Here is a 19,637-nt window from a genome sequence, read left to right on the forward strand (position 1 = left end):
TGATCCGTCCATTTTTGACTTTCAGGAGAGCATGGAGCTTTTTTTCAAACGTTTCGTTCCTGCATAAAGCAGCAGAAGGGTCATCGCGGCTGTGACGAGACTGGTGTACCATAAATCCGCAGGCACGTCTCCTGTAATGAGGAGGGACCGGAGATACGAGGACAGCCGTGCGGGACTCCAGGCGAGGTACTTGGAAAACACACTGGTGACCAGGCTCATGATCATGAGAGCTGCCAGTGTGAAAAACAAGACGAGGCCGGGGATACGTGACCAGGCATTCATAAAAAGACTGATGCTCGTAAGAAATAAAATCCACAAACTGTAGAAAAAAATGGCTGCAGCCACAGCCGTAAAGGGCAGGTCTCCAAAAAGGAGCTGGACGTAATACCAGCTCGCGATCAGTCCAATGGCAGCCGAGAGGATCAACAGTGTGGACGCGGCTGCCCACTTTGCCGTCAAATAGGATAAGTGAGAGACCGGCTTTACGAGGACCAATTCCGCCACGCCTGATTTTTTCTCTCCGGAGATGCTGCCCATCGTGATGAGTGCAAGGACGAGAACCCCCAGCGTGTTCAGTTGGGAAATGCTCATCATGAACGCTTCTGAAGGCGGCGGGGTCGGCAGGTCGAACACGGCCCCTTCGGGAAGACCGCCGGTGGCTTCAATAATCACCGGAAGGTAGTAGGTGGACAGGGGGTCAATGATACAGAAGAGAATAAAGACAAGAGGCACCCATATCCATTTGTAATTCCTGAGGATTTCAAGCCATTCCTTCTTATAAATGGTGATCCACTGCATGATTCTTCACCGCCTTTATAAACAAATCTTCCAACGTCGGCCGGCCGACTTCAAAATGGACGAGCGGCCAATCATCCCGGGAAGCTTCATCGAGTACTTTCTTTCTGACCGCCCCGCTGTCGGTGACATACACGTGGAGGGTTTGTTTGTGTATCTCTACACGTTCAACCGCCGGCCAAGTGCTCACATAGTCCCTCCAACTTTCACTGTCCATCGAAAATTTCAGCGTAAGTTTCTCCATCTGGTGACGGGACTTCACCTCCTCAATGGTTCCTGACTCAATGACTTTCCCTTCATGCATGAGCAGGATTTCGTCACTCACTTCTTCGGCATCATTCAGGATATGGGTGGAATAGAGGAGGATGGTTTCCTTTTTCAGCTCTTCCATTAAATCAAGGACTTCCCGGCGGCCGATCGGATCCAGGGCAGACACCGGTTCATCCAGCAGCAGCACCTTTGGCTGGTGGATGATCGCCTGGGCGATGCCGAGGCGCTGCTTCATCCCGCCGGAGTATCGGCTGATCCTTTTATTCCGGAACTCCTTCAGACCGACACGGTCCAACGTCCAGTCTGCCTGACGTCCGGCCTTCTGTTTGGATAGACCGGATAGTCCTGCGGCATAAAGGAGGAATTCCCTGCCTGTCATCCAGCCGTGAAATTGGGGGTGCTGGGGGAGATAGCCGATATGAGCGCGGATATCCCCGGAGGATTCCTCCAGGTGGACGGTTCCGGAATCGGGCTGAAGCAGCCCGGACATCAGACGCAGGGTTGTCGTCTTGCCTGCGCCGTTCGGACCGAGAAGCGCCATGCATCTGCCCGCCTCCAACTGAAAGGATAAACGGTCAACGACATGATGCCTGCCGAATGATTTCGTAAGTTTGTTCACCTTCATCATCCTTCTTCACTCCTTCCGAAAATAAAGTAGGCGACAGGCCCGAGCGTGTTGACGAAGATGATCAGCAGCACCCACATCCACTTCGGCCCGCGGGTTTGTTTCGTCCTTGCCAGGCTGATGAGCGCTGTCGCCATCAAAATGATCTGAATGACCATCAGCGGCAGAAGGACAGGAAGGTTTTCAGTGAGCATCTGCACAACCCCTGTCATCATCCCGAACTCCTTTTGGAAAGAGTGACGGCTGTTCCATAGGCCATAATTTCCGAAGCGGCATTGGTGATGGAGGACGTTTCCAGACGGACGGCAATGACAGCATCCGCTCCTTTTTCCTCTGCATGTTGAACCAGTCGTCCAATCGCCTGCTGACGGGCGCTGTCCATCATGCTTGTATAATCTTTAATTTCTCCTCCGACAAGGTTTTTCAGCCCCGCCAGAATATCTCTTCCTACATTTTTCGACTGGACCGTGCTGCCACGCACGAATCCTTTTACTTCCTGAACGTCATAACCAGGTACAAAATCAGTAGTTACGATAATCATTCCATGGTTCCTCCTTTTTTTCTTTCTTTGCTTCCTTCCACAGCCTTGCGATCACAAGGGCGAGGGCGGCGTAAGAGATGAGCAGGGCAGTGATACCTGCCTGCACGGATACAAAAATGATGAGCCCGTAGGCAGTCAGTTGTGCGGCTGTACAAACCGAGATGAGGAAGATCTTCATGCTGATCGATCCTTCCAGATCGTGTGACACAGGATGATGAACACGATGGTTGGCACTGGGAATTGAATAAGGCCGACGAGGCCCCACAGCCAGGGCGCCCGGCCGCGCTTTTTAGCCTGGATAAACAAAAGGGTGCTCTGGGTGATCAGAATGGCGGCAATGATCCCCCACCCCCATACAGGAATTTCTTCAGGTCCGTAATGCTTCATTTATCTACCATCACCATTTCTCTTTTCTCCTTCCACACATACCCGAGCAGCACGACAGCGGCTGCTCCTTGAACGATGATGAACAAGGCGGGGATAAAATAAAAGCTGAGGGCAAGCCCGGTAATCATCAAAAGGGCAGCGGCCCATAGCAGCATCAATTCCTTCCACAGCCTTTGGTGCCATGCCTGCTGTTCTTCTCTTACAAGCGTTTCAAAATACAGGAGCGGTGGTTCTTCCACGTCCAGGTGCTGGTCAATCTGCTCTGATGCCTTCTGCAGCTTTTCCTCCAGCGGCGGGGTGTTCCTGTTATCCATGTTCATTCAACTCCTTCCGCAGCTTTTCCATGCCGTAGTGCACCCGTGATTTTACCGTGCCGGTCCTGGACTTCGTCATTTTAGCAATTTCTTTGTATTCAAAGCCGTAGTAGTGCTTGAGCAGCACAGGGATCCGGTATTTTTCCTCAAGGTTCCAGAGAGCCTCCTGAACGTCATACCATTCCTCCGGGAGCTGCTTGGTGGTCTGCAGCTGGATTCGTTCCTTTTCCTGCTGCTCCAGTTTTTCATTTCTCTGCTGTTTTCTTCGTGCATCGATATAGGTGTGGGTGGCAATCTGGATCAGCCAGGTGGAGAATTTGGACGTCCCCCGGTACTGGTCAATCTTCTGGACAGCTTTTATGAACGTGTCCTGGGTGACGTCATAGGCCAGCTGTTCATCGCCGCACATTTTCCACACATATTTCATCACGAAGGCGTAGTTGTCTTTCAAAAGCCGGGCAAGACTTTCTTCATCTCCATTCCTGGCCCGTGTCATATCGTTGGCTTCCATAATCATTCCTCTCTTCCCGCCTGTATATAAGACGTCTCTGAATGCAGAGGCGTTCAAAAGAAATCCTGTCATTTTTTAAAAGTGCTTCTCCTGAATGGAAAGGGGGTATCCCGGAGCCGTTCAGCGTTTCTTTTATTATAAACAGATAGCTTTGAAGAACCGCAGCGGTTTGTTATGGTGGGAATAGAGCAGCTGGAAATTCTCCTGTTGACTTTATTATCTGAATTTTATAGACTGTGAGAAAGTATTTTATAAATGAATACAAAGTTAGTTGAGAAGAGAATGAGTTGAGTTGAGGAATAGGATGAGCAGAGCAGAGCCGAGTAAGAGCGAGGAACCGCCGGACGTACGGAGCTGGTAGGTTGCCTGGCCGAACCCCTTTATTTCATCCACTCATTTATCATTCCTCAACGTCTCGTTCTCCATAAACCTATTATGGAGAGGTGAGCGAATGACCACTTACGAAACATTTCAAACCGATGCGGAAGTGTACCGCACCATTCCCATCAGTCAATCCTTTTTTACAGATACGATTACACCCATTCATATGTTTCATGCATTGAAAGATGAAGCTGTCTTTATGCTTGAAAGCCAGGACCCGGAATCCCCGTGGTCGAACTTTTCCTTCATTGGACTCGATCCGATGGTTCAGGTGAAAGAAAAAGGCGGACGGTTTCTAATTGAAGACTACCGTAGGCAGACAAAAGAATACGAGGAAAGTTTTAAGGCCGCTTATGAAAGAGTGGTCCGTGACCTGGAGGTAAAGCAGCCGGAAATCGACCTTCCATTTAAAGGGGGCGGTGTCGGTTACATCAGCTATGATGCCATCTCAGATTTCGAACCGGTGGAACCGGCGGAACAGGATGATCTCAATCTTGCCCGTTACCATCTGCTGTTCTGCCAGACCCTGATCGCCTACCATCATAAAACAAAAGAAACGACCATTCTTTCCTTTGGAAGGGTGGATGATCAAGCCGCCTCAAAAGAGGTTTATGATTCGACGAAGGAACGAATCAAGGAGATTACGAGCCGTTTAAGAAAAGGCAGCGATCTAGAGGATCTGATGCTTGGTGAAGAGGCAGGGCAGGAACAGGAACTGGTTCTTTCCAGCAACTATAAGCCGGAAAAATTCAAGCAGGATGTGGAAACGATCAAAGAGTACATCCGGGCGGGCGATGTTTTTCAGGCTGTATTATCCCAGCGCTTCCACACCATCACAGACCGTACAGGCTTCGAGCTTTACCGGGTGCTGCGGAAAGTGAACCCTTCCCCTTATATGTTCTACCTGAATATGGAGGATGTTGAAGTGATCGGCAGTTCACCAGAGCGGCTGCTGGAAGTGCAGAACGGTCAGCTTGAAATCCATCCCATCGCCGGAACACGGAAGCGCGGAGGTACTCAGGAGGAAGACGACCAGCTGGCTGAAGAACTGCTTGCAGATGAAAAAGAACTGGCTGAGCACCGGATGCTTGTCGATCTTGCCAGGAACGATATCGGCCGTGTTGCTGAATTCGGAAGTGTGGATGTCCGGGAGTATATGACGATCGGACGCTTCTCCAAGGTCATGCACATCATCAGTAAAGTGACCGGGCAGCTGAAGGACGGGGTTTCACCAATCGATGCCCTTATTTCATCCTTCCCGGCCGGAACGTTATCCGGTGCCCCGAAGGTCAGGGCCATGCAGATTCTTCGTGAGCTGGAGCCGACGCCCCGGAATCTTTATGGCGGCGGCATCCTTTACCTCGGTTTTGACGGGAATATCGATTCCTGTATTACCATCCGTACGATGACTTTAGCGGATAAGCATTTATACATTCAGGCAGGAGCCGGTGTCGTGGCTGATTCCGATCCTGAAGCTGAATATCAGGAAACATTGAACAAAGCAAGCGCATTGAAGAGAACGATCGAGTTAGCCGAGCAGGTATTTTCGAGCCGAGAAGGAGTGGAGACGAGATGAAACAAACGTTGAGCAGGGTTGTAGCCGGAGAGTCCATGAACGAGCAGGAAGCCTTTGAAACGATGAACACGATCATGAATGGAGGAGCCACCACCGGTCAGTTGATGAGTATGCTGAGCGTCATGAGCTACCGGGGAGAAACCGTCGAGGAGATGACCGGTTTCGTCCGGGCCATGCGTGAGAACATGACGAAAATGGATGTGGACGATGCTTCAATCGTAGACACATGCGGGACCGGGGGCGATGGTGCGTCCACCTTCAACATTTCGACGGCGGTATCACTCGTTCTTGCCAGTATGGGGGTGAAGGTCGCCAAGCACGGCAACCGGAAAGTTTCCTCCAAAAGTGGAAGTGCCGATGTTCTGGAATCTCTCGGTGTTCCGATTGATACGACACCGGAGCAGGGAGCCAAAGCCCTCCAGGAAAAGGGGATGACCTTCATGTTCGCTCCCCTCTACCATCAGGCGATGAAGCACGCGGGTCCTGCCCGTCAGGAGCTTGGATTCCGCACAGTTTTCAATCTGCTGGGACCGATGTCCAACCCGGCCAACGCCAGACGGCAGTTGATTGGGATTTATGACACAGCGTATGCCGAGAAAATGGCTGAAACCCTGTATAAGCTTGGTTCTGAGCACGTCCTTCTTGCCACCGGCCGGGACGGTCTGGACGAAATTACAATTACCGGGGAAACCGACCTTGTGGAAATGAAAGACGGGAATATCCGCCGCTTTACCATTAAGCCGGAAGACTTCGGGATGAACAGAGGAAATATTGAAGACATCCAAATTACAGAAACCGAGGAAAGTGCCGCGATCATTAAAGACGTCCTGTATAACCGGGCAGGAGAGACAGCCGCATCCATTGTAACGTTGAACGCAGCAGCGGGGCTTTATGTAGCTGGGAAGGCGGATACGTTGGAAGACGGCGTCGAACAGGTCCAGCAGGCCATTCAATCCGGCAGGACCAGGGAATACTATGAATCTATTGCATCAGAAAGGGAGAATCGCCAGTATGCTTGAAACCATCTTAGCTGTGAAGCATCAGGAAATTGAAAAAATGTACCTGCCTGAGGAGCAATCGTTTCCAAGGCATTCTTTATATGAAGCATTGAATAAGGCGGATCCGTCGGGATTGATTGCTGAAGTGAAGAAAGCTTCCCCTTCCAAAGGAATCATCCGGGAAGACTTCAATCCCGTCCGCATTGCGCATGAGTACGCCCAGTCCGGCGCCCATGCCATATCTGTTTTGACTGATCAGCACTTTTTCCAGGGGCATCGCGATTATTTAACACAGATCAAGCAGGTCGTGGATATTCCTGTTATGAGGAAGGACTTCATCATCGATTCCGCCCAGGTCGTAGAAAGTGCGTATATCGGAGCCGATGCGATTCTTTTGATCGGCGAGGCTCTCGAAGCGGAGAAGCTTCACGAGCTGTATAACCAGGCCTATGAGCTGGGAATGGAAGTGCTGGTGGAAGTCCACAGCGAAGATACCCTTGAAAAAGTGCTGAACCAGTTCACGCCGAAAATCCTCGGTATCAACAACCGCAATCTTCATACGTTTGAAACCTCCTTGAAGCAGACCCAACGGATGGCGGCTCTGGCGCCTGAGGAATCGCTGCTCGTTTCGGAAAGCGGCATCTTCACAAATGAAGATGTTCAACAAGCCGCCGGATTTGGAGCGAAAGGCGTTCTTGTAGGAGAATCTCTGATGAGGCAGGATGACATCAAAAAAGCAGTACGTACACTGCTTGAGGGAGTGGAGGTCCGGTGAGGGAACCTATTGTGAAATTGTGCGGCAACCAATCGCTTTCTGATACAGCGAAAACGGCTTCCTCCAAAGCCTCTCATCTCGGCTTCATTTTTGTGAAGCGTACGAAGCGTTACGTCCGACCTGAACGTGTCGGCCGGTGGATACGGAAGGTCCGTCCGCGTCAGAAGCTTGTCGGTGTGTTCATTGATCCAACCGTTGAGGAGCTCGAGGAAATCCTCCATTTCGTTCCTCTTGACGTCATTCAGCTGCACGGGAACGAAACGGTTTCCCAGCTTCTTCAGATTAAAGAGGCGTTCGGTCTTCCTGTCTGGAAGGTGGTTCATCATCAGGATGGAGGTCTTGATCAGATGGACATTTTCAAAGGCGTAGCTGACGGCTTCATCGTTGACAGCAAAGTTGGGGGAGCATCCGGAGGCACGGGCGTCCGGTTTGACTGGGAAGCGGTCCCTGCCTACAGGGATGCCGCGTTTGACCAGGGAGTGCCCTGCCTGATCGCTGGAGGCATCAAGCCTGAAAACGCCGGGGAACTGTTGAGTTACCAGCCGGAGGGCATCGATATTTCAAGCGGAATTGAACGAGAAAATAAAAAAGACATTGGTAAAATACAAGCGATTATGAAAGAGGTGGAAGCAAATGTTGCAAGCATTTCCTGATATCAAAGGCCGGTTCGGTGACTTCGGAGGCAAATACGTGCCGGAAACGTTGATGGGCCCGCTCCAGGAGCTTGAAGAAGCTCTGGATGAAGCTATGGCGGACCCCGAATTCCAAAATGAATACCATCATGTGCTCAAAGAATACGCGGGGCGCCCGACTTCTTTGACGTATGCCGATAAAATTTCCGATCATCTCGGCGGGGCGAAAATCTACTTGAAGCGTGAGGATTTAAATCATACCGGCGCTCACAAACTGAATAATGCCATTGGACAGGCTCTTCTCGCTAAGCGGATGGGGAAAGAGAAAATCATTGCTGAAACCGGAGCCGGTCAGCATGGTGTCGCTTCTGCCACTGTCGCAGCCAAGTTCGGCCTGGAATGCATCGTATTTATGGGAGAAGAAGATATCCGCAGGCAGGAATTGAACGTGTTCCGTATGAAGCTTCTCGGTGCTGAAGTCGTTTCTGTTTCCAGCGGGAACGGCACATTGAAGGATGCAACGAACGAAGCGATCCGCTACTGGGTCGCGAATTGTGAAGACCACTTCTACCTGATCGGTTCGGTTGTCGGTCCACATCCGTATCCACGAATGGTCCGTGATTTCCAGCGCATCATCGGAGACGAATCAAGACGTCAGTTCCTTGAGGTTGAAGAAACTCTTCCGGACCGTATTTACGCCTGTGTCGGCGGCGGCAGTAATGCAATGGGAATGTTCTACCCGTTTCTTCAGGACGAAAGCGCCCTCGTTGGTGTCGAAGCAGCCGGGAAAGGAATTGACACACCAGAGCATGCGGCTACCCTTTCCAAAGGGACACCAGGTGTCATTCACGGATCGCTGACATACTTGATGCAGGATGATAACGGACAAATCACAGAACCTTATTCCATCTCTGCAGGCCTTGACTATCCAGGCATCGGCCCTGAGCATGCCCATCTCTTCCAAACGAAGCAGGTCCGCTATGAAGCTGTGACGGATCAGGAGGCCCTCGATGCTCTCAAGCTTCTTACGCAGACAGAGGGAATTATTCCTGCGATTGAAAGTGCCCATGCTCTTGCTCAGGCTTTCAAGGAAGCCGGAAGCATGGAAGCGGATCAGACCATTCTTATCAACCTGTCCGGACGCGGGGATAAGGATATGGCAACATTAATGGAACATTTCCAGGAGGAGGTTTAAACATGCTGACGAAAACATCGTTTCAAGGAAAGCTTAGCAAAACAGAAAATCTGTTCATCCCGTTCGTCGTAGCGGGAGATCCTTCTCCGGAATATACGATTGAATTTGCGCTGAGGCTGCAGGAGCAGGGCGCCGACGTTCTTGAACTCGGCGTTCCTTATTCCGACCCGCTTGCGGACGGCCCGACCATTCAGCGGGCAGCCAAACGTGCGCTGAACGCAGGGATGTCGCTGAGAAAAGCGATTCAGCTTGTCCCGGAACTCCGCAGGCACGGAGTGGAGATTCCCGTTGTGATCTTCACGTACTACAACCCTGTCCTGCAGATCGGCCACCAGGACTTCTTCAACCTGCTTGAAGAAAACGGGGCGGAGGGCGTGCTGATTCCAGACCTTCCATTTGAGGAAAGTGAAGAAATACGCAGCATGGCCCTTGAAAAAGACGTGGAATTCATTTCTCTCGTGGCACCGAATTCGGACACACGGATACAGCAGATTGCAGAGCACGCCCGCGGTTTCCTCTACTGCGTCTCCTCCCTGGGGGTTACGGGGGGAAGCAGCGGGATGTCCGCAGAAGCTTTATCCTTCATTAAAAAAGTGAAGGAGCACAGCCAGGTTCCTGTGGCCGTCGGCTTTGGAATTTCTACCAATGAAGACGTCAAGCTTGTTCGTGAACATGCCGATGGTGTCATTATCGGAAGTAAGATCATCCGGCTTATCGAAGATGAGCTTGAGGTTATTGAAAAGGGTCAGAAGGAAGAGGCACTGGAAAGCTTTACGAAAGGCATTCAGGAACTCGTCAGAGATTGAGATAGATCGAGCAGAGAGGAGATGAGCAGAGTGATTTATATGATCGACCACTATGATTCATTCACGTACAACCTCGTCCAGTACCTGGGCGAGCTCGGTAAAGAGGTCGTTGTCCGCAGAAACGACGAAGCATCGATTGAAGAAATTGAACAGCTGGATCCGGAGCTGATATTCCTGTCACCCGGACCGTGCTCTCCGGATGAGACGGGGGTAACCCTTGAAGTCATCGATCATTTTAAAACGAAGACACCGATTTTCGGAGTCTGCCTCGGTCATCAGTCGATCGCCCAGGTATTCGGTGGAAATGTCATCCGGGCGGAACGCTTGATGCACGGCAAGTCCTCCCGCGTCTTTCACGACGGGCGGGGCATTTATGAGGGATTGAATAATCCAATGGAAGCGATGCGTTATCACTCCCTGATTGTCGAACTGGATTCCCTTCCTGATTGTTTCGAAATCAGCTCCACCACTGTGGAAGGTGAAATCATGGGCATCCGCCATCTGGAATATCCCGTGGAAGGTGTGCAGTTCCATCCCGAATCCATCGGTACGAATGATGGCATGCAGCTTCTTAAAAATGTCATCGAACAGCGGATGAAAGCTTTATTATAATAAAGAGGAAAGCCGGTATGCCCATTCATACCGGCTTTTTATTTGGGACTATAGAACTAATTTTACTACAAAATTCTGTCGCTGTTTTCCTTTTTTAACTGAAATTTCATAACAAAAAGACAACTTTTAGAGAAGGTGTCCTTAACCGGCTCATCAAAGATTGTGAAATATGAAACAAGAGGCCGAACCCCTGAAAACAACGGTTTTTTCACGGGGTATAATGCGTTTTCACAAACGATGAAACTATGTTAGGTTATATAGTGTTGTGTTAGACGGGCAGTCACCGGCCGGTGGATAAATCTTCATATGCTCTAAGAAATCCAGCAGTAAAAAACATCAGGAGATGATTCAGTCAGTATGGAATTGCAACAAGATCCAACTTTACTATGGTTTATTGCTATATACGGGATTGTAATGATCGGCATCGGTGTATTCATGTCGAAGAAAGTATCTGGAAGTGAGGACTTCGTCCTTGCCGGTAAAAGTCTGGGACCTTTTGTCCTTATGGGTACCCTTCTCGCTACGTGGACAGGAAGTGGAAGTATATCCGGTGGAGAGACGTCCATGGCGTTTTCTTACGGTATTCTGCCTTCCTTGATGATGATGCTCCCAACGTTGGTCGGAATTATTATTCTTTATGTCGTAGCTCCTAAAATCCGTGCCTACGGGAAATTTACCGTCTCAGGAATTTTGGAAGCGAAATACGGACGAACGTCCCGAAACCTTGCGAGTGTCATTATCATCCTGGCTTATGTCGGGATCGTATCCTATCAGATGAAAGGCTTCGGCTTTATCTTGAACTTGACGACGGGAATGACCGTCCAGGCAGGAACAATCATCGGTGCAGGAATGATTATTTTCCTTGCCATGATTGGCGGACTGCGTTCCGTTTCCCAAACAGATGCCATCAGTGGTTTCTTGATGGTGGGTGGTCTGATTGTGACCGTTCCTACGATCATCATGGTTGCCGGCGGGTGGAGTGAAATCGTCGCCAATGTTCCGGAAAGCCACATGACATCAACGGGCGGATTGACGACCGTGCAGATGATCGGTTATCTGCTGCCTTCGTTATTCCTTCTGCTTGGTGACCAGAACATGTACCAGCGACTCGCCTCATCCAAAGGGGACAAGTCAGCCAAACGGGCTCAAATAGGCTGGTTGATCGCGATGCTGATCATTTCGCCGTCCATTTCCATCATCGCCTTTGCCTCCCGTTCCTTATTCCCGGACATTGATCCCGGAATGGCCCTTATGGCTACGACCGTAGCTATGCCTATGGCCATCGGCGGCGTTCTTCTGGCAGCTGCAGCGTCCTTTATCATTACGACCGGAAACTCGTATCTTCTGTCGGCAGCGACCAACTTAACGTACGACTTGTACGGCAAGTATGTGAATAAAGACGCCTCCGATAAGAAGCTGCTCACGATGACGCGGATCTTTATCGCAGCCCTTGGATTGTTTGCTTATATTATCATCAGTTATTTCCCAACCGTGCTGAGTGTACAGATGTACGCTTATACCGTGTACGGTGCCGGATTGACGCCGGCTGTCCTCGCCGTTTTCTTCTGGAAACGCGTAAACGCAGCAGGCGGCGTATCTTCCATGGTTGCTGGTGTTGTCACAACACTTGTATGGGAGATCGTCCTGCAGAAGCCGTTTGACGTCAACAGTGTCGTGATTGCGGTCCCTGTAGCCGTTCTCGTCCTCATTATCGTTACCCTTGTAACGTCTAATAAAGGAGAGGCTGCCGCAGACGTGCGTGCATCCTAATTCAAGAAGACCTTCTGATTGTAATCAGAAGGTCTTCATGCTGTAGAAAAAAATACAGCTTTTCGTATGTCACGTGGTCACGTTCCGCTTATCGTGGATGTCTGCCGCGGGCACGGCCCCAGTAGATCTTCGACTCGCGCTGTTCCCACAGGCCTCACCACCGAACGCTCCTCGTACCAACTATAGGCCATATGCGAACGGAAAGACCTTCTGATCTTAATCAGAAGGTCTTTTTTGAATTTTTTTGTCAAAAAGTATTGATAAAGAAATACGGACATGCTATTATCATACTTGTCTTCAATAAATACGGGGCATTAGCTCAGCTGGGAGAGCGCTACACTGGCAGTGTAGAGGTCAGCGGTTCGAGCCCGCTATGCTCCACTTATAAGGTATGATTAAAACCCTTCTTACAGTAGTAAGAAGGGTTTTTTGTTTGAAAATGTAGAATTTAGGAAAAAGAACTTTAATCTAACAAATTGGGGTGACAGCATGGGAAAAAGGAAAGTGAAAAACAGATGGCTCATTGCCTTATGTGCCGTCGGCATTCATATTTCTATCGGTTCGGTCTATGCGTGGAGTAATTTCACAGGACCGTTGAGTGAAGAGTTTGGCTGGTCGGCCAGCCAGGTGCAGTTTACGTTTAGTGTCGCTATCTTATTTCTAGGTTTATCTGCTGCTTTTCTTGGCTGGTTTGTAGAAAAATACGGTCCGCGGGTGGCGGGGATAACAGCGGCTGTATTCTTCGGCATCGGAGTCGCGGGATCAGGGATTGCGGTACAGGCCGGATCGCTCTGGCTGCTGTACTTTTTTTATGGGGTTCTTGGTGGGATCGGTCTTGGAGTGGGCTATATCGCACCGGTATCCACCCTTGTGAAATGGTTCCCGGACCGTCGTGGACTGGCGACCGGTATGGCGATTATGGGCTTTGGCTTCGCCGCTGCGATTGCCAGTCCGCTGATGAACTTTTTTATCAATCAGACAGGCATTGCCGCAACCTTCTACATTCTCGGAGTCTCCTATTTTGTCGTTATGATTGGTTCTTCCCTTTATCTGTCCCGTCCGCCGGAGGACTGGGTTCCGGAAGGCTACGATCCGGAGGAACAGGAATCTTCGGATAAACAGGATCTTGCCAATATGCGGGCGAAGGAAGCGGTCAAGACGAAGCGTTTTTATTACTTATGGGTGATGCTCTTCATCAATGTGACGTGCGGGATCGCCGTCATCTCCGCCGCCAAGCCGCTGCTTGAGGAAAGTGTCGGTGTAGCAGCTGGGACAGCAGCAACCCTTGTGGGTGTGATGGGGATCTTTAACGGTCTCGGCCGGATCGGCTGGGCGAGTGCGTCGGACTATATCGGGCGCGGAAATACGTATCTAGCATTTTTCGTTCTGCAGATTGGTCTTTTCCTGATTGTGCCTTATACATCCATTACATGGGTGTTCGTCGTGGCGTTTTCCATCATTTACACTTGCTACGGTGGAGGATTCGCAGCAATGCCGGCCTTTATCGGCGACTTGTTCGGAACGAAGGAGCTTGGTGCCATTCACGGGTACATTTTGACCGCGTGGGCAGCTGCGGGACTTGCCGGACCTGTGTTTGCAGCATGGATGAAGGATACGACAGGCAGTTATGAGAACAGCTTGATCTACTTTGCCGGGTTGTTTGTGATCGCCCTCGTCGTTTCAATCTTAACGAAGCGTGACGAAAAACAGAAACGCCAAGCGCTGAAGGCAGAATCACGTACAGCGTAATAGAGAGGAAACCTGGAGACTCATTCTCCGGGTTTCCTTTTTTTAGTGGGAGGCGTAGAATGGGATTCATATATAGATAGGTAAGGGGAGGAGAGCAGGATGATTCAGAGGTTGAACCGGCTGCTGCAGAAGCTGATGCCCTGCATCACACCTGGAGCTGTCGTTTTCGGTGTGATTTTCGCCAGGTGGCTTGAACCGCTTGTTTTTCTTGTACCATGGATCTTTGCTGTCATGACCTTTGCCGGCAGTCTTGGTTCCAATTTTACAGATTTGAGAAAGGTGCTGCGTCACCCTTTAGGGTTAATTATCTGTCTCCTCGTTTTACATATTCTCATGCCTGTCATAGCCCTTGGAACAGGAACGTTATTTTTCAGCGGGGATGTGAACACAACCATCGGGCTTGTTTTATCCTTTGTCATTCCAACCGGGATTACGTCGCTGATCTGGGTATCGATCTATAAAGGAAATGTCGTGCTTACGCTGTCGATTATTCTGGTCGACACGATGCTTGCTCCATTTATCGTTCCGATCGTCATGAAACTGCTTGTCGGGAATGCGGTGGAAATGGATGCGCTGGCGATTATGATGGGGCTGCTCTGGATGATTGTGATCCCGTCCATAGCCGGGATGTGTGTGAATCAGTGGGGAAAAAGGGAGTGGACGGAGCGTTTGGAGAGGAGCCTGGCTCCGACAACCAAACTTGGCATTGCTTCTGTCGTGATGATCAACAGTTCAGCGGTCGCTCCTTACTTGAAGGAAATGAACGGAAAGCTGGCAGCGACAGCGCTGACGGTGTTCCTTCTGGCTGTCCTGGCCTACACGCTCGGCTTCTGGTCGGCAAAGCTTGCGAAGCTGGAAAACGAAAGTGTCCTATCGCTCACGTTCAACAGCGGTATGCGCAACATAAGTGGAGGAGCCGTGATTGCGATCACCTATTTTCCAGCGGCGGCCGCTGTGCCGGTCATCGTCGGGATGCTGTTTCAGCAGGTGCTTGCTTCCTTTGCCGGTAAGTTTTTCGAAAAGCGGACGGTACGGGTGAAAGAGGCCGGTTAATCGATATCATGCAGATTCGGCTGGTATATTCGGAAAAAAGTTGATATCTCACTAATATGGATCGTTATATTCAAGAAAAGACCGATATATCTATCGGATTGACCGATATCCGGTGCTAGGAACACGAAAAAAGCGTCCGCTTCGTCAGGAGACTACTGAGAAACTCCTTCCTATCAAGAGAAGGGGTTAAAGGTGGTTGTTGCTTCTCACGAATCGCTTGTCGATGGATGCCTGCCGCGGGCACGGCATCAGCTGACTTGGTCAAGAAGATCATTTGACCAAGTGGATCTTCGGCTCGCGCTGTTCCCGCAGGTGTCACCATCGAACGCTCATCGTGGAATCAACGGTGTCCCATCTAAAAAGAGTGATTTTCTTTAATTTATAAATCAAAGAAAATCACTCTTTTTTATTATACGATGAAAAGAATACATAAAAGTTAGGGATTCCATGTTAGATCGTCAATCATCCATACCTTTCACAAATTCTCAGTTTTTCAGTAGCCTTCTTCGTTAGCGGACGCTTGTTTTATACGCCTCGTTTGTTTCCCCAGACGAGGGCGTGCACCTGAGGCAGCACACGTACATGATTCAGGTTTTTAGAGGCCGTTACCTTGTCGATCAGCCATTCATACTGATCAAGCAGGTGGGAAGCCAGGCTGCCCGGCTTTTCTTCAACAAGGTCATCATTGCCGACCTGTAAAAAGAAGGGGACGTCCGGGTACCGCTGATGCACGGTTTCCGCATACGTCAGATCCTCATCGTTGAAAATAACGACCTTCAGACTGACATGCGAGGAGCGCCCCTGCTCCTGAAGCCTCTGGATGATGTCATCGAGCACGTCCCAGTTTGTCGTCATCAGCGAGCTCGGCGGTTTTGGTGAAATCGTTAAATCATCGATATCAACAAACCAGTCCTGCCACCGGCTTCCCTGCGTTTCAAGGGCCACTTCAATGCCGCGTTCGTGCAGCGGCTGAATAAGCTCATGCAGACTTTTCAAAAGGGCGGGGTTTCCACCGGAGATGGTGACGTGATCAAATCGGTCGCCGCCTTCTTCTATCAGTCTGTCGATGATGTCATCGGCTGTCAGGCGTTCGATATCCTCTTTGGCACTGCCGTCCCACGTGAAGGCGGAGTCGCACCAGGCGCAGCTGTAATCACAGCCGGCTGTCCGGACGAACATTGTTTTCCGGCCGACGACCATCCCTTCGCCCTGGATGGTCGGTCCGAAAATTTCGAGCACAGGGAACTTATGCATCATTCATCCACTCCCCTCGTGCTTCCGCATAACTTGTCGGCGTTTCATACAGCTTTACAAATTCAACGCGGTAATCATTCGGGTAGGAACGAAGCGACTCCTGCATTTTTTCATAAATCCAGACGACCATGTTCTCCGCCGTTGTATTCATCTGCGGAAGGGTATCGTTCAAGTATCTGTGATCGAGGTGGATTTCAATTTCATCCTTCCAGATTTTCTTGATATCTCCGAAGTCAATCACAAGGCCGATCTCATCCGTATAGCCGCTGATACCGAAGATGACTTTGTACGTGTGGCCGTGAAGGTTTTTACATTTCCCTTCATAACAGTGCAGGTGGTGGGCAGCGTCGAACGTGAACTCCTTGCTGACCATCACCCGCTTCTGGTGGTATTTCAACTCATGGCGCTTAATATCTTCATCGATTTTCTGCAGGTTTTCCACAATTGTAAATCCGTACATCGTCACGCCTCCTTCCGCTTAGTGAGGTAATTTTCAAGTCCCTGTCTGCGCAGCTGGCAGGCCGGGCACTCTCCGCATCCGTCACCACGGACACCGTTATAGCAGGTGAGTGTTTTTTCGCGTACGTAGGAAAAGGCGTCCAGGTCATCGGCCATTTTCCACGTCTGCGCTTTATCCAGCCACATGAGCGGGGTATGGATGACGAATTCATCGTCCATCGACAGGTTAAGGGAAACGTTCAACGATTTAACAAACACATCGCGGCAGTCGGGATACCCGCTGAAGTCCGTTTCACATACACCAGTAATAATGTGCTTGGCACCAATCTGACGTGCGAGAATGGTAGCGAAAGATAGGAAAAGAAGATTTCTTCCTGGTACGAACGTGGAAGGAAGTTCTCCGTCTTCTCCGTCCTTCACTTCGATATCGTCCCGGGTCAGAGCGTTTGGTGCAAGCTGATTTAACAGAGACATGTCGAGCACATGCTGTCGGACACCCAGGTCTCCGGCGATCTCCTCTGCCACTTCGATTTCCTGTTTATGACGCTGATTATAGTCAAAAGTGACCACTTCCACGTGATCAAACTGTTCTAAAGCCCAGAAAAGGCAGGTCGTGCTGTCTTGCCCGCCGCTGAACACGACGACGGCTTTCTTATTTTTTTCCATAAAAAAATTCTCCTTTCAATCATGAAAAAGAGAATTCTACACACCCAAAACCATAAAAAAACCGCACCTAAGGCAAGGTACAGTTCCATCCTTAGTTTTTTATAGAGGGTGTCGCTAGAACCTCTCCTGCTTATTCAGCAGATTTTATGAAACTATCTGCCATTGTATCACATCTCTGCAGAGGGAAACAGAAATTTCTAAGATTCCTAATAAGTATATTGTGAAATGTTTCACAAAGTAGTCACTCTCTTTTCCATCCTTTTCCGATATAATTAAGGTATCAAGAGGTAAAGGTGTGGGTATGATGACATTTCTTCAACTAATCACGGCACTGATGCCGGTTGCTGCTGTCTTTATTCTACTCGTTTTATTCCGCTTTCCGGCCGTCCGGGCCATGCCGGTCAGTCTTCTTATCGTTGCTGTAACCGCCGTCTTCATTTGGAAGGTTCCTTTAGTCAGGGCTGCGGCGGCTTCCCTTGAGGGGACCATGATCGCCCTGTCTATTTTGTGGATTGTATTCGGGGCGGTGCTTCTATTGAACACGTTGAAAAACAGCGGCGCACTCGGGGTGATTCGGACAGGTTTCTCCGGTATTACGAGTGACCGCAGGGTCCAGCTGATTATCATCGCCTGGCTGTTCGGTTCCTTTATTGAAGGGGCAGCCGGATTTGGAACGCCTGCTGCGATTGCTGCGCCTTTGCTTCTGACCCTCGGTTTTCCAGCGCTCGCCGCAGTCTCTCTTGCTTTGATCGCGGACAGCAGTGCTGTGTCTTTTGGTGCCGTCGGTACACCTTTAATTGTCGGCGTGGATCAAGGGTTGAGGCAGGGGGCGGCTGTAGCCGAACCGGTGCAGCAGGCCCTTGGAAATCAGACGTTAACGCAGTTTGTTTATGAGGTGGCTCAATCGGCTGTTCTGATGGACTTGTTTATCGGCAGTTTTATTCCTCTCGTTCTCGTCCTGATTCTGACAAAGCTCTTCGGTGAGAATCGCTCGTTTAAAGAAGGTCTTGAGATTTGGAAGTTTGCCCTTTTTGCAGGTGTGAGCTTTACGATTCCAGCTTTACTTGTCGTTCATCTCCTTGGACCGGAATTTCCGTCTATCATCGGGGGTCTTGTCGGCTTGGCGGTCGTCGTTCCGGCGGCTAAAAAAGGATTTCTTCTTCCGGATGAACCCTGGGACTTTGGAAAAAGGGAGGAAGGGGAAGCGATGGAGGAAATCAGCGCCAACGCTGTCACCATGCCTTTATACAAAGCCTGGGCGCCTTACATCGTTGTCGCTGTCCTGCTCGTTCTGACCCGTGTGAATGTTCTTCCTCTGAAAAGCTGGCTGACCTCTGTCTCTGTGACATGGGACGATATTTTAGGAACAGGCATCACAACTTCTTTTCAGCCGTTCTATCTGCCTGGGACGATCTTCGCCGCAGCTGTCCTGTTCACCATTTTTTATCACAGGATGAGAAAGAAAGAAGTGCTGGCAACATTGAAAACGTCCACGCATACCATGGTGGGGAGTGCCATAGCCCTGGGCACAGCTGTTCCAATGGTTCGGATCTTCATTAACTCCGGCGTCAATGATGCCGGCCTTGCCAGCATGCCGATGGAGCTTGCCGAGGTCGTTTCTGCTTCTGTCGGAGAAGCGTGGCCGCTGGCCGCCCCTGTGATTGGTGCGCTTGGTTCCTTCATATCCGGAAGTGCGACGTTCAGCAACATGATGTTTTCTTTATTCCAGTTCAGTGTAGCGGATCAAATCCAGGTGGCCCAGCAGCAGGTGACAGCCCTTCAAGTGCTCGGTTCCAATGCGGGGAACATGGTGTGCATCCTCAATGTTGTAGCCGCTGCTTCTGTCGTAAACCTCGTCGGTGAGGAAGGAACAATCATCCGCCTGACAATGATTCCTATGCTCCTGTATGTATTGATGGCAGGGATGCTCGGGATGGCAGCCGTCTATCTCTTTTAATTCAGGCACAGACGTGAAAACGGTCCACCAGACAGCGGGCCGTTTTCGCAGAATAAAAGTAAAGTTTTTTAGATTTGCTTGTTGACTTCCTCTGTATATTTTGTATAATTATAAACAATAAATAATAAAAATACATTCGAAGACGAAGAAAGTACGTATGAATGCCGGTCTTACAGCGAGTCGGGGTTGGTGGAAGCCTGATGACCATTCATAGGGAAACGCACTTCCGAGAAGTTTGGTGAACGCGAGTAGCCGGAACCGGGATCCCCCGTTATCAGTATTGAGTTGGTCTATGTTTCATAGACAATGAG

General features: G+C 50.1%; 23 protein-coding genes, 1 tRNA gene, 1 riboswitch and 1 other annotated feature (1 of these 26 cut by a window edge). Of the genes, 12 read left to right on the plus strand and 12 right to left on the minus strand.

The features are described 5' to 3' along the window. Positions 1-21: 21 nt before the first annotated feature. The 8 genes from GLV97_RS10695 to sigY are packed head-to-tail and all read right to left on the minus strand — an operon-like array spanning position 22 to position 3,443. Entirely contained in the window at positions 22-798 is a 777-nt protein-coding gene (locus GLV97_RS10695) for an ABC transporter permease (protein WP_160889649.1), read from the minus strand. After that, positions 776-1,693, minus strand: a complete 918-nt coding sequence (locus tag GLV97_RS10700; RefSeq protein ID WP_160889650.1) for an ABC transporter ATP-binding protein — start codon at positions 1,691-1,693, stop codon at positions 776-778. Before GLV97_RS10700 ends, GLV97_RS10695 begins: the two co-directional genes overlap by 23 nt. Further along, the gene (locus GLV97_RS10705; RefSeq protein ID WP_202410624.1) at positions 1,690-1,902 is read right to left on the minus strand and encodes a PLD nuclease N-terminal domain-containing protein; all 213 of its coding nucleotides are present in this window, start codon (positions 1,900-1,902) and stop codon (positions 1,690-1,692) included. The genes GLV97_RS10700 and GLV97_RS10705 overlap by 4 nt, the downstream gene beginning before the upstream one ends. Further along, positions 1,902-2,231 (minus strand): YbjQ family protein, encoded by a 330-nt coding sequence (locus GLV97_RS10710; RefSeq protein ID WP_160838790.1) that lies wholly within the window; start codon positions 2,229-2,231, stop codon positions 1,902-1,904. The genes GLV97_RS10705 and GLV97_RS10710 overlap by 1 nt, the downstream gene beginning before the upstream one ends. Next, complete coding sequence (locus GLV97_RS10715) at positions 2,212-2,409, minus strand: hypothetical protein (RefSeq protein ID WP_160889651.1); 198 nt, start codon at positions 2,407-2,409, stop codon at positions 2,212-2,214. Before GLV97_RS10715 ends, GLV97_RS10710 begins: the two co-directional genes overlap by 20 nt. Beyond that, positions 2,406-2,618, minus strand: coding sequence for a sigma-Y antisigma factor component (locus GLV97_RS10720; RefSeq protein WP_160838786.1), 213 nt, complete (start codon positions 2,616-2,618; stop codon positions 2,406-2,408). The genes GLV97_RS10715 and GLV97_RS10720 overlap by 4 nt, the downstream gene beginning before the upstream one ends. Beyond that, positions 2,615-2,932: a YxlC family protein gene (locus GLV97_RS10725; RefSeq protein ID WP_160838784.1), complete on the minus strand. Its 318-nt coding sequence runs from the start codon at positions 2,930-2,932 to the stop codon at positions 2,615-2,617. Before GLV97_RS10725 ends, GLV97_RS10720 begins: the two co-directional genes overlap by 4 nt. Then, the gene (sigY, locus tag GLV97_RS10730) at positions 2,925-3,443 is read right to left on the minus strand and encodes an RNA polymerase sigma factor SigY (RefSeq protein WP_160841473.1); all 519 of its coding nucleotides are present in this window, start codon (positions 3,441-3,443) and stop codon (positions 2,925-2,927) included. The genes GLV97_RS10725 and sigY overlap by 8 nt, the downstream gene beginning before the upstream one ends. Positions 3,444-3,894: 451 nt before the next feature. Here sigY and trpE point away from each other — a divergent pair, with 451 nt between their 5' ends. From trpE to GLV97_RS10785, 11 genes are all read left to right on the plus strand, one after another. Next, a complete protein-coding gene (gene trpE / locus GLV97_RS10735; RefSeq protein WP_160841474.1) occupies positions 3,895-5,400 on the plus strand; it encodes an anthranilate synthase component I in 1,506 nt (501 codons plus the stop codon). Further along, positions 5,397-6,419 carry an anthranilate phosphoribosyltransferase gene (trpD, locus tag GLV97_RS10740; protein WP_160838780.1) on the plus strand — a complete coding sequence of 341 codons (1,023 nt, stop codon included), beginning with the start codon at positions 5,397-5,399 and terminating at the stop codon, positions 6,417-6,419. Before trpE ends, trpD begins: the two co-directional genes overlap by 4 nt. Then, a complete protein-coding gene (gene trpC / locus GLV97_RS10745) occupies positions 6,412-7,173 on the plus strand; it encodes an indole-3-glycerol phosphate synthase TrpC (protein WP_160838778.1) in 762 nt (253 codons plus the stop codon). The genes trpD and trpC overlap by 8 nt, the downstream gene beginning before the upstream one ends. Then, a complete protein-coding gene (locus GLV97_RS10750) occupies positions 7,170-7,826 on the plus strand; it encodes a phosphoribosylanthranilate isomerase (protein WP_160838776.1) in 657 nt (218 codons plus the stop codon). Before trpC ends, GLV97_RS10750 begins: the two co-directional genes overlap by 4 nt. Then, positions 7,807-9,000, plus strand: a complete 1,194-nt coding sequence (gene trpB, locus GLV97_RS10755; protein WP_202409771.1) for a tryptophan synthase subunit beta — start codon at positions 7,807-7,809, stop codon at positions 8,998-9,000. Before GLV97_RS10750 ends, trpB begins: the two co-directional genes overlap by 20 nt. A gap of 2 nt (positions 9,001-9,002) precedes the next feature. Then, complete coding sequence (trpA, locus tag GLV97_RS10760; RefSeq protein WP_160889652.1) at positions 9,003-9,806, plus strand: tryptophan synthase subunit alpha; 804 nt, start codon at positions 9,003-9,005, stop codon at positions 9,804-9,806. Positions 9,807-9,836: 30 nt separating this feature from the next. Beyond that, positions 9,837-10,418 (plus strand): anthranilate synthase component II, encoded by a 582-nt coding sequence (locus tag GLV97_RS10765; RefSeq protein ID WP_160841529.1) that lies wholly within the window; start codon positions 9,837-9,839, stop codon positions 10,416-10,418. A 357-nt stretch (positions 10,419-10,775) separates the two neighbouring features. Then, positions 10,776-12,188, plus strand: a complete 1,413-nt coding sequence (locus GLV97_RS10770) for a sodium:solute symporter family protein (protein WP_160841476.1) — start codon at positions 10,776-10,778, stop codon at positions 12,186-12,188. Positions 12,189-12,496: 308 nt separating this feature from the next. Continuing rightward, positions 12,497-12,569, plus strand: a tRNA-Ala gene (locus GLV97_RS10775). A gap of 123 nt (positions 12,570-12,692) precedes the next feature. Further along, positions 12,693-13,937 carry an L-lactate MFS transporter gene (locus GLV97_RS10780; RefSeq protein ID WP_160889653.1) on the plus strand — a complete coding sequence of 415 codons (1,245 nt, stop codon included), beginning with the start codon at positions 12,693-12,695 and terminating at the stop codon, positions 13,935-13,937. A gap of 99 nt (positions 13,938-14,036) precedes the next feature. Further along, positions 14,037-14,990 (plus strand): bile acid:sodium symporter family protein, encoded by a 954-nt coding sequence (locus tag GLV97_RS10785; protein ID WP_160889654.1) that lies wholly within the window; start codon positions 14,037-14,039, stop codon positions 14,988-14,990. A gap of 115 nt (positions 14,991-15,105) precedes the next feature. Here GLV97_RS10785 and GLV97_RS10790 read toward each other — a convergent pair whose 3' ends face one another. From GLV97_RS10790 to queC, 4 genes are all read right to left on the minus strand, one after another. Further along, positions 15,106-15,312 carry a hypothetical protein gene (locus GLV97_RS10790; RefSeq protein WP_160838765.1) on the minus strand — a complete coding sequence of 69 codons (207 nt, stop codon included), beginning with the start codon at positions 15,310-15,312 and terminating at the stop codon, positions 15,106-15,108. A 203-nt stretch (positions 15,313-15,515) separates the two neighbouring features. Next, positions 15,516-16,247 carry a 7-carboxy-7-deazaguanine synthase QueE gene (gene queE / locus GLV97_RS10795; RefSeq protein ID WP_160841480.1) on the minus strand — a complete coding sequence of 244 codons (732 nt, stop codon included), beginning with the start codon at positions 16,245-16,247 and terminating at the stop codon, positions 15,516-15,518. Further along, positions 16,237-16,704, minus strand: coding sequence for a 6-carboxytetrahydropterin synthase QueD (gene queD, locus GLV97_RS10800; protein ID WP_160889655.1), 468 nt, complete (start codon positions 16,702-16,704; stop codon positions 16,237-16,239). Before queD ends, queE begins: the two co-directional genes overlap by 11 nt. A gap of 2 nt (positions 16,705-16,706) precedes the next feature. Continuing rightward, positions 16,707-17,369: a 7-cyano-7-deazaguanine synthase QueC gene (gene queC / locus GLV97_RS10805; protein ID WP_160889656.1), complete on the minus strand. Its 663-nt coding sequence runs from the start codon at positions 17,367-17,369 to the stop codon at positions 16,707-16,709. 85 nt (positions 17,370-17,454) lie between these two features. Further along, positions 17,455-17,499, minus strand: a riboswitch (PreQ1 riboswitch). 171 nt (positions 17,500-17,670) lie between these two features. On the opposite strand from queC, the gene GLV97_RS10810 reads away from it, so the two are divergent. Beyond that, entirely contained in the window at positions 17,671-19,326 is a 1,656-nt protein-coding gene (locus GLV97_RS10810) for an L-lactate permease (protein WP_337194097.1), read from the plus strand. Between the two features lie 130 nt (positions 19,327-19,456). Then, positions 19,457-19,637, plus strand: a binding site (T-box leader); it runs 40 nt beyond the window's last position.

Source organism: Halobacillus litoralis, assembly GCF_009856355.1.
In the GTDB taxonomy this organism is placed as follows: domain Bacteria; phylum Bacillota; class Bacilli; order Bacillales; family Halobacillaceae; genus Halobacillus; species Halobacillus litoralis_B.